The following is a 15975-nucleotide window of genomic DNA, read 5'->3' as shown; positions in this document are numbered from 1 at the left end:
CACCGGCATGGATGAGAAGACGGTGCTGGTGGGCAGGATTGCCCCGACGGTGATGCTGCCCAAGCAGGGCAGCCGGGTCGTGCCGCTGCGCCAGACCGCCCCGCTGCGGGTGGACGTGGCGGGCGGCGGCCCGGTGGGTCTGGCGTTCGCCTGCACCGTGAAGTCGCTGCTGGGCGACGGGGTCTCCATCCGCGTGCACGACCGTCGTTGGACGCGTCAGGGCAACCGCGTCGTGTGGAAGGGCCAGGCCGAGGGCAACAACCGCCGCGAGCAGGTCGTGACGCTGCAGAGCAACGTCTGGGCGTCGCTGCCGACCGCTGTGCAGGAGCGCCTGTTCACACAGGGCAAGTTCTCGGAGATGTGGCCGCTCGGCCCGGACTCCCCGGCGTCCAAGGGGCGTCCGCGCAACATCAAGATCCGCTGGATCGAGGACTGCCTGCTCGACATGGCGCAGGACGTCTACGGCATCGAGGTCGTCCCCGCCGCCTACACGCCGCCGGCCAGGTTCGACGGCCTGCACGTCCTCGCCATCGCCGACGGCGCCCGTTCCGCGACCCGCGAGGCGTTCTCGGCGCAGTTCGGCACCCCGAGCCGCGAACTGTTCTCAGTGGACGGTTCGCCCCTGGACGAGCGCGTCCTCGGCATCCGCGTCACCGCCAAGTCGCCCGACGAGCACACCGTGCCGCTGACCGTGGCGCAGAACAGGTTCCTCTTCAACTCGCTCGGCGGCGGCTTCATCAACATGCGCCTCACCGCCGAGGAGGCCTCGGAGATCGTCGCCCTCGGCGAGAGCGGTCCCGTCTCGTGCATCGGCAAGTTCGGCTGCAGCATGCGCCCCGCCGGCAACGGCCGCTTCGTGTGCGACCGCCACCGCTCGGTGTTCAAGCCGTCCGTCGACAAGCTCTCCTACCTGTGGCCCCGGATCCTCGACGGCCTGCGCTTCTTCGGCGTGGGCGTCGCGGACGTCGTCGGCATCAACTCGTTCACCCTCGGCATGCAGCAGATGTCGAAGTTCACCGCGCAGCTCGCCCCGTCGACGTTCGGCTTCCTCCTGGGCGACGCCGCCAACTCCCTGCACTTCTGGCCGGGCCGAGGCCTCAACACGGGCCTGAAGAGCGCGCTGTCCCTGGCCGTCAACCTCCAGAAGCGCTGGCGCGGCAACGCCTTCCGCGCCGCCGACTTCGCGCAGCACGAGGGCATCATGCAGCAGCTCCAGTACCGCGAGAAGTCCCGCGCCTGGACCACCATGCTCATGCCCGACTCCGAAGGCACCCCGCGGGGCATCGAGGACCGCATCCGCGAGGGTCTCCAGGGCCCCGCCGACCGCGCCGCGCTGGTCAAGGCGCTGTACGAGCGCGTTCTCGACATCAAGAAGCGCATGGGCGACCGCATGGGCCCGCTGGCCACCGACGAGTGGTACTACGGGCGCGTCAACGCCCTCGACACGCGGACGTTGAAGGTCATGGTGGAGTCCGGGGCGTGGATCACGCGGGAGATCGGCGGCGAGGAGGTCGAGGTCCCCTCGGCCGCGCCGGCCGTCGCGGCCGAGCAGCCTTCGAACCGGGGCCTTTCGCTGGTGTCCTAGATCCGATCGGCTTCCCGGACAGGCGGCTGGCCGCAGGGAGTTCGTTCTCGGTGTTCGCCGGCTCCACGTGAACATTCGCGGTCACGCCTGCAGGTACACCCAGGCCACCTCGCCGGAACCGAGCCTGACCAGGGCGCGGCGGTAGTCGTCCACCTCGTAGACGTCGGCCGCGGCCAGCTCCGCGGTCGTCACCTCCAGCATCGTCCCGGCGACCGCGTCGGCCGCGTCCCCTGTGCGCCGGACGATCGGGTGCCGGTCCGTCCCGCTGACCTCGACCACGGCCGGGTCGGTGATCGTGACCCAGTCCTGCCGGTGGCCGGGCAGCACGTCCTCCTTGCCGACCAGCGTCCGCCCGAAGTGCTCGATCTGCACCGACGGCGCCTGCAGCGTGCCGTACGAGAAGAGGTTCACCACCGCATCGGCGCGGCCGCCGATCCGGCGCAGGACGGGCCGGGCCACGTCCTCGTTGCCCACCACGACCGAAGCCCGCTCCGCCGGTCCGACCTCGTCCAGGTACCGGCGGCTCGCCGCGTGGTAGCGCTGGTCGAACGCGTGCCCGGCCTGCTCCGGCCCGCCCAGCAACTCCGTGTCGCGCCGGGTCCCGCGGTCACGGGCGACGGCGAACGGCGTGTCGACGAAGACGACCTCGTCCCACTCCAGCTCGCGTTGCAGGAAGCTGCCGTCCACCACGAGCACGAGGTCGTCAGGGGCCGGAACAGGAGGCTCGTCGACGGCCACGTCCGACCGCAGGTCGATGATCCGCGAGCGGTACCGGCGGTCCCCACCGGGTCCGAGCGGCTCCAGCACCAGGCGCGAGAACGAGCTGAAGTCGTAGGCGTCCAGGTAGTACCCGTCCGCCGAGTCACGCCCCTGCCGGTGCCGGATGGCGCGGGGGTGGTGGAACCCGTCCATCGACAGGTGCGCGGCGGAACGCCCGCGAGCCGCCACCAACGCGGTCAGCTCACGGGCCAGGGTCGTCTTGCCCGACGCCGTGATGCCGTCCACCGCGACCCGGAGCGGGCGGCCGAGCCCGACGAGGTGGTCGGCGATGCGGCCCAGCACGTGCTCGCGCGGAGTGATCATGGGTCGGACCCTAGTCGTCCTCCACCTCACGCCGGGACAGCCGCACCTCCTCGACGTCCAGCTTGCGCTGCACCGTTCGCAGCACGATGTCGTCGATGGCCTGCTCGTCCCGCAGCCGCACGACGGTCGCCCGCTTGTGCGCGATCAGCTGCAGCCGCAGCGCCGTGTACTCGACCTCGGACTGCGCCACCTCCTCGTCGCCGGCCTCGCGAGCGCGCGTGACCTCGAGGTGGTGTTCGTACTCGGCGAGCACCCTCTTGTAGACGACGTCGGAGACCCCGACCTCGTCTGCGAGCCGGGGGAGGGCCTCGTAGGCCTCCTCGGAGGCCGTCGACTGGGCCAGCCTCAGCTCGTCGTCGAGCGCCGTGTCCTCGGGGAGCTGGGAGAAGCGGATGATCGACGGCAGCAGGACCGCCTGGATGACCAGCGTCAGCACGACGACGCCGGAGGTGATGAGGACGATCTCGTCGCGGAACGGGAACGGGCCGCCGCCGACCACGGTCTCGGGCACGGCCAGCGCGGCGGCCAGGGACACCGCGCCGCGGAACCCGACGGCGGACGAGGCCAGGCGTTGCCGTGCGCCCACGCGGCGGAGCCGTTGCTGCGGGCGGCGGTCGAGGGCCCGGATGACGTACGGGGTGGTGTAGCCCCAGAGCAGGCGCGTGCCCGCCACGGTCAGCGCCACCAGCCCGATGGCGCCGAACGACGCGAGGATCTCCGAGCCGTCCAGCGCGCGGACGGCGCTGTGGGCCTGGAGTCCGATCAGGACGAACAGGGCGCCGTTGAGAACGAACGTGGCGATGCCCCAGAACGCGTAGCTGACCTGGCGGGTGTCGGCGCGCACGATGCGCGGACCGACCTGCGCCAGCACCAGGCCGCACGTCACGACGGCGATCACGCCCGAGCCGTGCACCGTCTCGGCCAGCAGGAACGCGGCGAACGGGGTCAGGATGCTGACCACCGTCTCGTGCAACGGGCTGTCGAGGCGCTTGCGGACCTGCACGGCGAGCCAGGCGATGACGAGACCGGCCACCGCGCCGCCCGCGTACGACAGCAGCAGCTGCAGCCCGACGCGTCCGGTGCTGAACTGCTGCTCGCCGATGGTGATGGACACCGCGATCGCGTAGATCACGAGCGCCGTGCCGTCGTTGATCAGCGATTCGGCGCGCAGGATCGTCGTGGTGCGGCGGGGCATGCCGCGGGCGATCGCCGAGACGGCCGTCGCGTCGGTGGGCGCGAGAGCGGCGCCGAGCACCCACGCCGGACCCCAGTCGAGGCCCAGGGCGTGGGCGACGGACGCCACCGCCCCGGCCGTCGCGAGCACGAGCAGCGTGCTGAGCAGCACGATCGGGCGCAGGTTGCTGCGGATCTCCCGCAACGAGGTGTTGAGGCTCTCCCAGTACAGCAACGCCGGCAGGAAGATCAGCAGCATCGCCTCCGGCGGCAGGCTGACCTCCTGCAGGGCGGGCACGAAGCCGAGCACCGCGCCGGAGACCACCAGCAGGACCGGTGCGGCGACGCGCAGGCGTCCGGACACGACGCTGCTCGCGAGGATGCACACGCCCAGCACCACTACGAGTTCAAGACCGAGCATGCGCTAGAAGATAGGCCGATCAGGCGCGCAGCGCGTCATCCAGTTCGGCCAGCAGACGCGACTTGGGGCGCGCTCCCACGATCTGGCGGATCGGCACGCCGTCGCGGAACAGCAGCATCGTGGGCAGCGACATGACCTGGTGGTCGCGGGCGGTGGCGGTGTTCTCGTCGGCGTTGATCTTGACGACGGTCAGGTCGTCGCGCTCGCGGTCGATCTCCTCCAGCACCGGCGTGAGCATGTGGCACGGTCCGCACCACTGCGCCCAGAACTCGACGAGCACGGTGCCGGTGCTCGTCGTCTCGCTGAAGGTGGCGTCGGTCAGCTGTTGCACGGAATCTCCTCGGGTACGGCGCACGGGTCCTGGAAGGCGAGTCTGGCCAGCAGGAACTCCCGGACGGTGTTGAGCTCGTCCAGGCAGGCGTCCACCTCGGCGAGCCTGCGCCGGTAGACCTCGCGCGAGTCGGGGCAGGAATCGCCGGACTCGTGCCCCGCGCGCAGACAGGCGATGAACGGCCGGGTGTCCTGCAGGGACATCCCGACCGCCTGCAGCGACTGGATCTCGCGAACCAGCCGCAGGTCGTGCTCGTCGTACTCGCGGTAGCCGTTCGGCGTGCGCTGCGCCTCGAGGAGCCCTTCGGACTCGTAGAAGCGCAGCGCACGGGTGGTGGTGCCGGCTTGCTTGGCCAGTTCGCCGATCCTCATGGACCGAACGCTAAACCTTCACGTGCACGTCAAGGCAAGCCTTCGGCTCGGGGCGCCCTGCCAGTCGCCGCGCTGCAGCCGGTGGCGCAGGGTCCACAGGAGGGCGGCGATCCGCGCCTGGACGGTCTGCCAGGTGCCGCGGAGAGGGGAACGATCGGGGGAGCGGGCCTCGAGCCCGCCCGGTGCGCTCACAGCGCGAGGGCGCGCACGCCCTTTCGAGTCGTCATGCGCAAGATCGTGGCACCACCCGGCCGGAGTCCGCAAGCGCGAAAATATTCCCGCTCCGGCCAGAAGTCCCACCCAGTGGCCGCCCCAGCACGAGGCACTCCACCGCGCCCAGAATGCGAGGAAAACGACGAGAGGGGGACCGGTGGGCTCACGACTGCACCTGGCCGCCGCGCTCCACGCGACCGGCGAAGAGGCTTTCACCGCAAGGCATTGGGCCGGGCTCGTGCGCGAGGCCGAGCACGGCACGCTCGACTTCGTCACGTTCGGGGACTCGCTCGACGGGCGGCAGGGGCTGGACGCGGTGCTCACGGCCGCGCGCATCGCCCCGCTGACCACGCACGTCGGGCTGGTGCCGACGGCGGTCGTGACGCACACCGAGCCGTTCCACGTATCCAAGGCGATCGCCACGCTCGACTACGTCAGCAAGGGACGGGCGGGCGTCCAACTGGCCGTCGCGCCGGACCCGGCCGACGCGCGGCACTTCGGGCGCCGGTCGGTCGGGCCGGAGGCCGAGCTGTGGGAGGAGGCCGCCGACTACGCCGAGGTGCTGCGCCGGTTGTGGGACAGCTGGGAGGACGACGCGGAGATCCGCGACGAGGCCACCGGGCGGTTCATCGACCGCGAGAAGCTCCACTACATCGACTTCGAGGGCAGGTGGTTCAAGGTGCGCGGGCCGTCGATCACGCCGCGCCCGCCGCAGGGCCACCCGCTGATCGCCGCGACGGAACCGGTGGGGGACGTCGTGTTCTCCGACGAGGTCTCAGCCTCCGGCAGGCTCGTGTTCCGGGACGTGGACGTGTCCACACCCGTCGACCAGCTGGTCGCCTGGCACTCCGAGGGGTTCGCGGGCTTCCGGGTGCACGGTGACCTGGAGCAGATCACCCGCGAGCTGGTTCCGGAGCTGCGCGGCCGCGGCCTGTTCCGCAGCGAGTACGAGCACACGACGCTGCGCGGCCACCTCGGCCTCGCCCGGCCTGCCAACCAGTTCGCCTAGAAGGAGTGCGGGATGACGAAGCAGATCCACCTCGCCGCGCACTTCCCCGGCGTGAACAACACGACCGTCTGGAGCGATCCGCAGGCGGGCAGCCACATCGAGTTCGACTCGTTCGTCCACTTGGCACAGACGGCCGAACGGGCGAAGTTCGACTTCTTCTTCCTCGCCGAGGGACTGCGGCTGCGCGAGCAGGGCGGCGAGATCTACGACCTCGACGTCGTGGGCCGACCCGACACGTTCACCGTGCTCGCCGCGCTGGCCGCCGTCACCACGAAGCTCGGCCTCGCGGGCACGATCAACTCGACGTTCAACGAACCGTACGAGGTGGCGCGGCAGTTCGCCTCGCTCGACCACCTGTCGGACGGGCGCGCCGCCTGGAACGTAGTGACCTCGTGGGACGCGTTCACCGGGGAGAACTTCCGGCGCGGCGGGTTCCTCGCGAACGAGGACCGCTACACCCGCGCGGAGTCGTTCCTGCGCGCGGCGTGGAAGCTGTTCGACACCGGCGTGGGTTCGTTCGAGCACACCGACCAGCACTTCGACATCAGCGGCACGTTCGGTGTCCCGCGCTCGCCGCAGGGGCGTCCGGTGATCCTGCAGGCGGGTGACTCCGAGGAGGGCAGGGAGTTCGCCGCGGCCACCGCCGACGCGATCTTCTCGCGGCACGGCACCCTGGAGGCGGGCCAGAAGTTCTACGGCGACGTGAAGGGGCGGCTGGCCAAGTACGGCCGCACGCACGACCAGCTCGTGGTGCTGCCCGCGGCCACGTTCATCCTCGGCGACACCGACGCGGACGCCCAGGAGAAGGCCGCGGTGGTGCGGCGCCAGCAGGTCAGCGGGGCGACCGCGATCCGGTTCCTCGAGCAGGTGTGGAACCGGGACCTGAGCGGCTACGACCCGGACGGGCCGCTCCCGGACGTGGAGCCGCTGACCGGGGAGAACACCATCGCGAAGGGCCGCGCGAGCGTGCGGATGTTCAAGGACCCGGCGGCGACGGTGCGGGAGTGGCGGGAGAAGGCCGCCGCGAAGGGCCTGTCCATCCGCGACCTCGTGATCGACGTGAGCGCCCGGCAGACGTTCATCGGGTCGGCGGACAGCGTCGCCACGCAGATCAACGACCTGGTGCAGCAGGACGCGGCCGACGGCTTCATCCTGGTGCCGCACGTGACGCCGGGCGGGCTCGACGAGTTCGCGGACACCGTCGTGCCGTTGCTGCAGGAGCGCGGCGTCTTCCGGTCTGAGTACTCAGGTCCGACGTTGAGGGATCATCTCGGTATCCGATAGTTGTTCAGCACGTGGACGTCCTTGCCCAGGTGGTTCATCGGTACCTAACGTGAGCGTCGCCAGAGTGAGTGCTCTCCTCAAGAGCGCAGGGAAGGGAGGACGGGATGGTCGCCGCCGGATCGATCCTGTCCTCCCGCTGCCACAACGACTGTACGAGCTGACCTCCTCCTCCGCTCGTCTCACGTTCCCCGCCGCAGCAAGGACTCGTCATGACCTCTTCCGGCACGCTGACGCCAGTGTCCACAAAGGACGATGATCTCTCCGCGTTACCGGTCGTGCCGGCCCGCCACCCGTGGCGCTGGGTCGGCGTCGCCTTCGTGCTGGTGCTCGCCGCGCAGTTCGTGCACGGCCTGGTCACGAACCCCGCCTGGGACTGGCCGACGTTCGCGCGGTACTTCACCGCCCAGTCGATCCTGACCGCCGTCGGCACGACCATCTTCCTGACCGTGTTCGGAACGGTCCTGGGGTTCGCGCTCGGCATCGTGGTCGCGGTGCTGCGGATGTCGAAGAGCCCGTTCCTCAGCGCGGTGGGCTGGACCTACATCTGGGCGTTCCGGTCGATCCCGCTGATCGTGCAGCTGCTGTTCTGGTTCAACATCTCCTATCTGTACCAACGGCTTTCGCTCGGCATCCCGTTCGGGCCGGAGTTCGTGAGCTTCGAGACGATCTCGCTGATCAGCCCGATGGGCGCCGCAGTGCTCGGCCTCGCGCTGCACCAGGCGGCCTACGCGGCGGAGATCGTCCGGTCCGGCGTGATCTCGGTCGACCGCGGGCAGCTGGAAGCGGCCGCCGCGCTCGGCATCCCGAGGTTCCGGCAGTTCCGCAGGATCGTTCTGCCGCAGGCGATGCGGTCGATCCTGCCCAACGCCGCCAACGAGGTGATCAGCCTGTTCAAGGGCACCTCGGTCGTCTCGGTGATGGCGATCGGCGAGCTCTTCTACCAGGTGCAGGTCATCTACGGCCGCAACGCGCGGGTCGTGGCACTGCTGATGGTCGCGACCGTCTGGTACATCATCCTGACCACCCTGCTCTCGATCGGCCAGCACTACGTCGAGCGCTACTTCGCGCGAGGAGACCGCCGGTGATCGAGGTTCTGGGCGTGCACAAGAGCTTCGGCTCACTGGAAGTGCTGCGCGGGGTGTCGTTGAACGTCGCGGCCGGCGAGGTCGTCGTGGTGCTCGGGCCGTCCGGCTCCGGCAAGTCGACGCTGCTGCGCACGATCAACCACCTGGAGAAGGTCAACCGCGGGTACATCACCATCGACGGCGAGCTGATCGGCTACCGGCGGCGCGGCGGGAAGCTCCACGAGCTCAAGGAACGCGAGATCCTCAAGCAGCGCAAGGACATCGGGTTCGTCTTCCAGAACTTCAACCTCTTCCCGCACCTGACCGCGCTGGAGAACATCGCCGAGGTCGCCGAGCTGTCCGACGCGCGGCACTTCCTCGAACGCGTCGGGCTGGTGGACAAGGCGTCCGCGTACCCGCGGCAGCTCTCCGGCGGTCAGCAGCAGCGCGTCGCGATCGCACGAGCCCTCGCCACGCGGCCGAAGGTCGTGCTGTTCGACGAACCGACGTCGGCGCTCGACCCCGAGCTGGTCGGTGAGGTGCTCGACGTGCTGCGCGACCTCGCCCGGTCCGGCACGACGATGGTCGTGGTCACGCACGAGATCGGCTTCGCCCGCGAGGTGGCCGACCGGATCGTGTTCATGGACGACGGCGTGATCGTCGAAGAGGGACCGCCGGAGCAGGTGCTCGACCACCCCGTCCACGAGCGCACCCGCGCTTTCCTGTCCAAGGTTCTGTAGAAGGAGTTCGTTGTGCGCAAAGTACTTCTCGCCGTGCTGGCGTTCGGACTGGCCGCCTGTGGCACCGCCGGCGGTGAAGAGCCCACCGAGGTCGCCGGCCTGAGCGTGAACCTGGGCCCGGACCAGAAGCGGGTCACGGCGACCAAGGACGACAAGATCGCCTCGAAGGTGCCGGAGAAGTTCAGAACCAAGGGGGAGCTGACGATCGGCGGATCCGCCGGCACAGCACCACCGCTGCGGTTCTACGCCACCGACGACAAGACCGTGATCGGCGTCGAGACCGACATCGCCACGCTCGTCGCCGACGTGCTGGGCCTCAAGCCCAAGCTCGAGGTGTCGTCGTGGGAGAACCTGTTCGTCGGCCTCGACAGCGGCGCCTACGACCTCGGCCTGTCGAACATCACCGTGACCGAGGCGCGCAAGGAGAAGTACGACTTCGCCACCTACCGCCTGGACACGCTGGCGTTCGAGGCGAAGAAGGGCGGCACCTGGAAGGTGAAGGAGCCCAAGGACGTGGCGGGCAAGGTGATCGCCGTGACGTCGGGCACCAACCAGGAGAAGATCCTCGTCGACTGGAGCACGCAGAACGTCGCCGCGGGCCTGAAGGCCACGGACATCAAGTACTTCCAGAACTCGTCGGACTACTACCTGGCGCTGCAGTCCGGCCGCATCGACGCCTACCTCGGCCCGAACCCCACCTCGGCCTACCACGCGGCGACGTCCGGGCAGACCGAGGTGATCGGCAACTTCTCCGGCGGCGCCTCCGTCCAGGGCAAGATCGCGGTGACCACCAAGAAGGACAGCGGACTCGTGGTCCCGGTCCAGGAGGCGTTGAACCAGCTGATCGCCAACGGCAAGTACGCAGAGGTCCTGAAGCGCTGGGGGCTGTCCGACGAGGCCGTGCCGACGTCGGAGGTCAACCCGCAGGGCCTGCCGAAGACCTGAGGGGTGTGACATGAGGTTCAGCATCACCATCGACACCGAGGACGAGGACACCGCGCTGAGGCTGCTCGGCGCGCTGCAGGACGCGGGCCTGATGCCCGCGGTACAAGCGGAGGTCGAGGACGTGGACGTCCGGATCCTGCCGGACACCCGCCAGGTCCTGCTGCACGACGCCGTCGTCGAGCTGACGCGGCTGGAGTTCGAACTGCTGCTGCACCTGTGCTCCCACACCGACCGGGTGCACCGCAGGCGCGAGCTGCTGGCGACGGTGTGGGGCGTCAACGACGACTACAGCGGCGCCCGCACGGTCGACGTGCACGTCCGGCGCGTCCGGCAGAAGCTCGGCGACGCGGCGGACGTCATCCAGACCGTGCGCGGGGTCGGCTACCTGGTCGCGTCGAGCGGCCGGTTCCGGGTGGAGCGCTCGCCGAACGTGGTGCGGCTGGCGGATCGGCGCGCCGGATGACCGGTACGACGTCGAGGCCCGGGGTGCGGCGGACCGGGGCGAGGTGCGGCACGGCCGTGCGGGCTTCCAGCCCGGTGGGTGTCTCGGGCACGGTGGGTGTCTCGGGCACGGTGGGTGTCTCGGGCACGGTGGGTGTCTCGCGCATGGCGGGTGTCTCGGGCATGGTGGGCGTCTCGCGCATGGCGGGTGCCTCGGGCATGGTGGGCGTCTCGCGCATGGCGGGTATCTCGCGCACGGTGGGTGCCTCGCGCATGGTGGGCGTCTCGGGCATGGCGGGTATCTCGCGCACGGTGGGTATCTCGCGCACGGCGGGCGCCTCGCGCACGGTGGGTATCTCGCGCACGGTGGGCGTCTCGCGCACGGCGGGCATCTCGCGCACGGCGGGCACCTCCCGCACGGCGAGCGCCTCCCGCACGGTGCGGGACACGCGGTTGTGCGGCAGGCCGGTGTCGGTGGCGATGCCGTCGACCCGGCGCAGCCCGAACGTCTCCGTGGCGACGCGGCGGACGAGCACCGGACCGGACCGGCGCGCCGGATGACCGACGCGGTCCACTGGACGCGCCCGGACGCCCCCGAGGTCGCCGGGATGATGGCCGAACTGCTCGACGAGTACGTGAGCAGGTACGGCCCGGCGGCCCGGGAGCGGATGGAACGCTTCCCGGACGCCACGCTGACCCCACCGCACGGACGGCTGATGGTGCTGCTGCGGGACGGCGTGGCCGTGGCCGGTGGGGCGTTCCGGCGGCACGACGGCGAGACCGCGGAGCTGAAGCGGATCTGGACCCACTCGGCGTACCGCCGGCAGGGCCTGGCCCGTCAGGTGCTCCTCGTGTTGGAGGAGGAGGCGTCGCGGCTCGGCTACCGGCGCCTCTACCTGACGACCGGGCCGCGCCAGCCCGAGGCGCGCGGGCTGTACCTGGCGGCGGGCTACACGCCGTTGTTCGACGTGACGGCCACGCCCGCCGGTCCGCTGCCGTTCGAGAAACGAGTTGCCCGAGGTGCGGGGACGGTGGTGCATGCGTAGCTGACCTGGGGGAGTTGATCGATGCTCGACGGCGTGATCGCCACCGACGTGGCCCTGGTGCGCTCGCTGGTCCGCTCGCAGTTCCCGCGCTGGCAGGGGTTGCCGGTCCGGGAGGTCGTGCACGGCGGCACCAGCAACGCGCTCTACCGGCTGGGCGACGAGCTCGCGGTGCGGCTGCCGCGCCGGGAGTGGGCCCACGACGGGGCGGCGAAGGAGGCGTCGATCGTGCCGCGGGTCGCGCCGCACCTGCCGATCGCCGTGCCGGAGCCGGTGGAACTGGGCTCGCCGACCGAAACCTATCCGTACCAGTGGTCCGTGGTGCGGTGGCTGGGCGGCGAGACCGCTCCGGTCGAAGCCGTGGACGAGGACACCCCGCTTCGGCTGGCCGCGTTGATCCGCGCTCTGCACGCGATCGACGCGGACGGGCCGTGGACCGCCGGTCGTGGCCGGGTCAGCGGGATCGGGGACGACTCCGCGGTCCGTTCGTGCATCGCCCAGGTCGGAGGTGACCCGAGGCTCACCGCGATCTGGGAGGAGTCGCTGGCCGCGCCCCGGTGGGAGCAGCCCGGCCGTTGGCTGCACGCCGACCTGCACGAGGGCAACCTGCTGTTCAGCGGTGGCTCGTTGAGCGGGGTGATCGACTGGGGCAGTGCCGGCGTCGGGGATCCGGCCGCCGACCTCATGACGGCCTGGTTGTACCTGGACGAGCGCGGGCGCAAGGCCTTTCAACGTGAGCTCGTCGAGTTCGACGACGCCGCTTGGGCGCGTGCGCGGGGCTGGGCGTTGCACCTCGCCGTGCTCGCGTTGCCGTACTACCGCGACACCAACAAGTTCCTGGCGGGCATCGCGAGCCGCACGCTCGACGGGCTACTCGCGGAACGCCCCCGGTGACGTGCCGGTCTCCCGGGCGAAGAACTTCGTGAAGTTCGTGGCCTCGCTGAACCCCAGCCGGTGCCCGATCGCCGCCGACGACAGATCGGTGTGCACCAGCAGCCGCTTGGCCTCCAGCGTCACGCGGGCGTCGATCAACGCCTTCGCAGACCGCCCGGTCGCGGCCAGGCAGATGCGGTTGAGGCTGCGCGTCGAGTAACCGATGCGAGCCGCGTACTCGGCCGCGTTGCGCGTGACCGCGAACGACCGCTCCAGCTCCTGCTGGAAGCGTTCGAACCGGGGGTCGTGGACGGGACTGTCGCCCGGCAGGCGCGCGACGCGCAGGAGCAGGGCGCCCAGCAGGGTGCGGAGCAGGTCCACCGGTTCGCCGGTCAGCAGGTTGCGGCGGTACTCCTGCCGGAGGTCCGCCATCGCGCGGCTGAAAACCGCCATCTCCGCCTGGGGCACCGAGTACAGGACCGGGCCGAACGGGCTCAGGACCGGGAACGCCGGGGTGAAGAGCACCATGAATGCGTCGAGCGGACCTGTGGGCAGGCGGAGCACGCGGCCCGGGCCCACGTGCAGCAGCGTGCCGGGGGAGCACGGGTGGTCCACGAAATCGACCATGGTGGTGCCGGTGCCCGCGGTGAAGAGGAACAACTGGTGGAAGTCGGTGCGGTGCACCTTGGTCAGCGTGTCCTGACCCAGTCTGCGGCGGAGCACGCCGAGGTCGAGCGCTTCGACGTCCAGCTGCCCCCGGTCGGGGTTGCTGAAGCCGAACTGGGCGACCTGTCCACTTCTGACCATGGTGAGGCGTGATCCTACCTCGATCTCGGCCACGGGAAAGCCCAGAGTATGAGCCATGGACAACAAGGAACTCGTGCTCAAGGCCACCGGCGAACTGTTCGGAGACAAGGACCCGTCCGCTGTGGACAGGTGGGTCGCGCCGCACTACCGGCAGCACAGCTCGCTCGCCGCGGACGGCCCCGAGGCGTTGCGCGGACTCGTCTCGACCCTGCCGGAGGGCTTCCGCTACGAACTCGCCAGGGTGATCGCGGATGGTGATCTCGTTGCGCTGCACGGCGTTTACCACGGGTTCGGGCCGGAGCCGCTCGTCGCGTTCGACCTGTTCCGGGTCGAGGACGGCAAGCTCGCCGAGCACTGGGACGCGCTGACGCCGGTGGTCGAGACCACCGCGAGTGGACGGTCCCAGACGGACGGTGCCGCGCAGCCCGCCGCCGAGGGCACCGAAGGAAGTCGTGCGCTGGTGCTGGAGTTCGCCCAGCGGATCCTGCAGGACGCCGACTACTCGGTGCTGACCGACTACATCTCCACCGAGACCTACCTGCAGCACAACCCCGAGGCCGCCGACGGGCTCGACGGGTTCGGCGCCGCCGCCGCCACGTGGGCGGGGCAGGGCAAGAACCTCGTCTACAAGACCGTGCACCAGGTCGTGGCCGAAGGGGATCTCGTCCTGCTGCAGTCGGAGGGCGAGTTCGGCGAGCCGGTCGCCTACTGGGACCTGTTCCGCGTCGCGGACGGCAAGATCGTCGAGCACTGGGACGTCATCACGCCGATCCCGGCCGCGCTGCCGCACTCCAACGGACTGTTCTGACGTGCTCACCACTCTGCCCGACTACCGGCACGCGGTCGCGCTGGACGAGCCGTTCAGGCCGCTCAGCGCGCCCGCCGGTGACCCCGGCGAACTGGCGGGCCTCGTGCTGGGAATGCTCGGTGCCGGGCGGGCCCTGCCCGGAGGCGTGGACGATCGGAGCCTGCTGCGCGCGGTGCTGACCGTGCGCGGGGCAACGGCGTTCGATCCCGGGCTCATGGCGGCGCTGGACGCGGTGCTCGGCGGTGAACGCCGGGTGGACGCTGACGCGCTCACGTTGCCCGGACCGATGGCGGTGTGGCGCGGCGACATCGTGCGGCTGCGGGCCGACGCGATCGTCAACGCCGCCAACGACGCCATGCTCGGTTGTTTCCAGCCGATGCACGGCTGTGTCGACAACGCGATCCACAACGCCGCCGGGCCGCGGCTGAGGGCCGACTGCTGGCGGATCATGGACCTGCAGGGCACCCCGGAGCCGACCGGCACGGCGAAGATCACCCGCGGCTACCACCTGCCCACACGGTTCGTGCTGCACACGGTCGGGCCGATCGTGCACGGGGAACCCGGACCCGCCCACGCCGCCGCGCTCGCGGACTCCTACCGCGCGTGCCTCGACCTCGCCGCCGAGGTTGCGGCAATCCGCACGGTCGCGTTCTGCGGTATCAGCACGGGGATCTTCGGGTTCCCGAAACGGCCGGCCGCGCGGATCGCGCTCGGCACGGTGCGCGACTGGCTGACCGCGCGTCCCGGCCGGTTCGACCGCGTGGTGTTCGTGGCGTTCACCGCTGAGGACGAGGCTGCCTACGAGGAGTTGCTGTGACGTGGGAACGGTGGCTGGACGAGTCCGATCGCGTCCTGATCGCGGCCGGTGCGGGACTGTCCGCGGCGGCCGGGTACGACTACTCGGACACCGAGCGGTTCGCGGAGCTGTTCCCGGTCCTGCACGCCAAGGGGCTGTGGGCGCGGTACCAGCTGATCGGCCTGCCGCTCCCGCCGAGGTTGCTGTGGGGGTACTGGTCCGTGCACGTCGACGACATCCGGTTCGGTGCGGGGCCGAACCCGGTGTACGCGCGGCTGCGGGAACTGGTCGGTGCGCGAGACCACTTCGTCCTGACGTCCAATGTGGACGGGTTGTTCGAGCGCAACGGGTTCGCGGAGGACAGGGTGTGGACGCCGCAGGGCGACTACGGCCGCTACCAGTGCGAGACGCCGTGCACCCGCGAGACCTGGCCGAGCAGGCCGATCGTCGAGGCGGCGCTCGCCACGTACGACGTGGCGACGGGCGAGGTCACCGCCGTGCCGTCGTGCCCGCGCTGCGGGGGAGAGGTCTTTCTGAACGTGCACAAGGGCCCGGAGTACGTGCCCGACCACTACGCGCCTGCGGGGGAGCGGTTGCGCGAGTGGCTGGGAGACGGCGTGCTCGTGATCGAGATCGGCGCCGGGTACAGCACCCCCGGAGTCATCCGCTCACCGGTCGAGTCCGTGGTGCGCGCCCTGCCAAGCGCTCGGTTGGTCCGGATCAACCGGGATCACGCGGAGGTGCCCGCCGATCTTCGTGAACGGGCGGTGTCTGTCCGGGCGGACGTCCTCGACGTGCTCACCGGCCATAGCACATCGCGCTAGCCGCGAACCGGAGTAAGACGCCCCGCCATCCGGGTCCATTCGTCAGGTTACGTATGTGAGAAAGTTTCATCACCCTCTCGACGGCGCCTCGGGTTTGTGCGTACGGTGAGCGCGTCGTAACTGTACCGGCCAGTAGGAACCCTAGCTGAATTCCTTTCTCCCCA

General features: G+C 70.3%; 18 protein-coding genes. 13 read left to right on the top strand and 5 right to left on the bottom strand.

Going from position 1 to position 15975, the window contains the following annotated elements; translation table 11 throughout:
* Positions 1-7 precede the first annotated feature (7 nt).
* Entirely contained in the window at positions 8-1585 is a 1578-nt protein-coding gene (locus IE307_RS08240; RefSeq protein WP_191297250.1) for an FHA domain-containing protein, read from the top strand.
* Between the two features lie 81 nt (positions 1586-1666).
* Here IE307_RS08240 and IE307_RS08235 read toward each other — a convergent pair whose 3' ends face one another.
* From IE307_RS08235 to IE307_RS08220, 4 genes are read right to left on the bottom strand one after another with little or no spacing between them, the layout of a single operon-like run.
* A complete protein-coding gene (locus IE307_RS08235) occupies positions 1667-2668 on the bottom strand; it encodes a gamma-glutamylcyclotransferase (RefSeq protein WP_191297249.1) in 1002 nt (333 codons plus the stop codon).
* Between the two features lie 10 nt (positions 2669-2678).
* Complete coding sequence (locus tag IE307_RS08230; RefSeq protein WP_191297248.1) at positions 2679-4262, bottom strand: Na+/H+ antiporter; 1584 nt, start codon at positions 4260-4262, stop codon at positions 2679-2681.
* Positions 4263-4281: 19 nt separating this feature from the next.
* Positions 4282-4593 (bottom strand): thioredoxin, encoded by a 312-nt coding sequence (gene trxA, locus IE307_RS08225; protein ID WP_191297247.1) that lies wholly within the window; start codon positions 4591-4593, stop codon positions 4282-4284.
* The gene (locus tag IE307_RS08220) at positions 4581-4964 is read right to left on the bottom strand and encodes a MerR family transcriptional regulator (protein ID WP_191297246.1); all 384 of its coding nucleotides are present in this window, start codon (positions 4962-4964) and stop codon (positions 4581-4583) included. Before IE307_RS08220 ends, trxA begins: the two co-directional genes overlap by 13 nt.
* A 370-nt stretch (positions 4965-5334) precedes the next feature.
* Between IE307_RS08220 and IE307_RS08215 the strand changes: the two genes are divergently transcribed.
* The 9 genes from IE307_RS08215 to IE307_RS08175 all read left to right on the top strand — a co-directional run bounded on the left by IE307_RS08215 (position 5335) and on the right by IE307_RS08175 (position 12597).
* Positions 5335-6186, top strand: a complete 852-nt coding sequence (locus tag IE307_RS08215) for an LLM class flavin-dependent oxidoreductase (protein ID WP_229904518.1) — start codon at positions 5335-5337, stop codon at positions 6184-6186.
* Between the two features lie 12 nt (positions 6187-6198).
* Positions 6199-7470 (top strand): LLM class flavin-dependent oxidoreductase, encoded by a 1272-nt coding sequence (locus tag IE307_RS08210; protein WP_191297245.1) that lies wholly within the window; start codon positions 6199-6201, stop codon positions 7468-7470.
* Between the two features lie 236 nt (positions 7471-7706).
* On the top strand, positions 7707-8555 hold the full coding sequence (locus IE307_RS08205; protein WP_229904517.1) for an amino acid ABC transporter permease: 849 nt from the start codon (positions 7707-7709) through the stop codon (positions 8553-8555).
* A complete protein-coding gene (locus tag IE307_RS08200; RefSeq protein WP_191297243.1) occupies positions 8552-9274 on the top strand; it encodes an amino acid ABC transporter ATP-binding protein in 723 nt (240 codons plus the stop codon). The genes IE307_RS08205 and IE307_RS08200 overlap by 4 nt, the downstream gene beginning before the upstream one ends.
* A 12-nt stretch (positions 9275-9286) precedes the next feature.
* A complete protein-coding gene (locus IE307_RS08195; RefSeq protein ID WP_191297242.1) occupies positions 9287-10219 on the top strand; it encodes an ABC transporter substrate-binding protein in 933 nt (310 codons plus the stop codon).
* A gap of 10 nt (positions 10220-10229) precedes the next feature.
* Positions 10230-10682: a winged helix-turn-helix domain-containing protein gene (locus tag IE307_RS08190; protein WP_191297240.1), complete on the top strand. Its 453-nt coding sequence runs from the start codon at positions 10230-10232 to the stop codon at positions 10680-10682.
* A 56-nt stretch (positions 10683-10738) separates the two neighbouring features.
* The gene (locus tag IE307_RS08185; RefSeq protein ID WP_191297238.1) at positions 10739-11221 is read left to right on the top strand and encodes a hypothetical protein; all 483 of its coding nucleotides are present in this window, start codon (positions 10739-10741) and stop codon (positions 11219-11221) included.
* Positions 11218-11706: a GNAT family N-acetyltransferase gene (locus tag IE307_RS08180; protein ID WP_191297236.1), complete on the top strand. Its 489-nt coding sequence runs from the start codon at positions 11218-11220 to the stop codon at positions 11704-11706. Before IE307_RS08185 ends, IE307_RS08180 begins: the two co-directional genes overlap by 4 nt.
* A gap of 21 nt (positions 11707-11727) precedes the next feature.
* The gene (locus IE307_RS08175; protein ID WP_191297235.1) at positions 11728-12597 is read left to right on the top strand and encodes an aminoglycoside phosphotransferase family protein; all 870 of its coding nucleotides are present in this window, start codon (positions 11728-11730) and stop codon (positions 12595-12597) included.
* Here IE307_RS08175 and IE307_RS08170 read toward each other — a convergent pair.
* Positions 12574-13440, bottom strand: a complete 867-nt coding sequence (locus IE307_RS08170) for an AraC family transcriptional regulator (protein WP_229904516.1) — start codon at positions 13438-13440, stop codon at positions 12574-12576. The genes IE307_RS08175 and IE307_RS08170 overlap by 24 nt on opposite strands.
* Between IE307_RS08170 and IE307_RS08165 the strand changes: the two genes are divergently transcribed.
* From IE307_RS08165 to IE307_RS08155, 3 genes are read left to right on the top strand one after another with little or no spacing between them, the layout of a single operon-like run.
* Positions 13439-14191 carry a nuclear transport factor 2 family protein gene (locus IE307_RS08165; protein ID WP_191297233.1) on the top strand — a complete coding sequence of 251 codons (753 nt, stop codon included), beginning with the start codon at positions 13439-13441 and terminating at the stop codon, positions 14189-14191. The genes IE307_RS08170 and IE307_RS08165 overlap by 2 nt on opposite strands.
* Before the next feature lies 1 nt (position 14192).
* Positions 14193-15008: a macro domain-containing protein gene (locus tag IE307_RS08160; RefSeq protein WP_229904515.1), complete on the top strand. Its 816-nt coding sequence runs from the start codon at positions 14193-14195 to the stop codon at positions 15006-15008.
* The gene (locus IE307_RS08155; RefSeq protein WP_191297231.1) at positions 15005-15811 is read left to right on the top strand and encodes an SIR2 family NAD-dependent protein deacylase; all 807 of its coding nucleotides are present in this window, start codon (positions 15005-15007) and stop codon (positions 15809-15811) included. The genes IE307_RS08160 and IE307_RS08155 overlap by 4 nt, the downstream gene beginning before the upstream one ends.
* Positions 15812-15975: the final 164 nt, after the last annotated feature.

Origin of the sequence: Lentzea cavernae (assembly GCF_014653695.1) — a bacterium.
Lineage (GTDB): Bacteria > Actinomycetota > Actinomycetes > Mycobacteriales > Pseudonocardiaceae > Lentzea > Lentzea cavernae.
The sequence above is the reverse complement of the archived record's forward strand: the minus strand, read 5'-3'. Positions and strand labels throughout refer to the sequence as shown.

Coding starts and splice junctions, on each gene's coding strand:
- IE307_RS08235 (WP_191297249.1), bottom strand. CDS start 2,668: ATGATCACTCCGCGCGAGCACGTGCTGGGCCGCATCGCCGACCACCTC.
- IE307_RS08240 (WP_191297250.1), top strand. CDS start 8: ATGGATGAGAAGACGGTGCTGGTGGGCAGGATTGCCCCGACGGTGATG.
- IE307_RS08210 (WP_191297245.1), top strand. CDS start 6,199: ATGACGAAGCAGATCCACCTCGCCGCGCACTTCCCCGGCGTGAACAAC.
- IE307_RS08220 (WP_191297246.1), bottom strand. CDS start 4,964: ATGAGGATCGGCGAACTGGCCAAGCAAGCCGGCACCACCACCCGTGCG.
- IE307_RS08180 (WP_191297236.1), top strand. CDS start 11,218: ATGACCGACGCGGTCCACTGGACGCGCCCGGACGCCCCCGAGGTCGCC.
- IE307_RS08165 (WP_191297233.1), top strand. CDS start 13,439: ATGGACAACAAGGAACTCGTGCTCAAGGCCACCGGCGAACTGTTCGGA.
- IE307_RS08170 (WP_229904516.1), bottom strand. CDS start 13,440: ATGGCTCATACTCTGGGCTTTCCCGTGGCCGAGATCGAGGTAGGATCA.
- IE307_RS08230 (WP_191297248.1), bottom strand. CDS start 4,262: ATGCTCGGTCTTGAACTCGTAGTGGTGCTGGGCGTGTGCATCCTCGCG.
- IE307_RS08175 (WP_191297235.1), top strand. CDS start 11,728: ATGCTCGACGGCGTGATCGCCACCGACGTGGCCCTGGTGCGCTCGCTG.
- IE307_RS08190 (WP_191297240.1), top strand. CDS start 10,230: ATGAGGTTCAGCATCACCATCGACACCGAGGACGAGGACACCGCGCTG.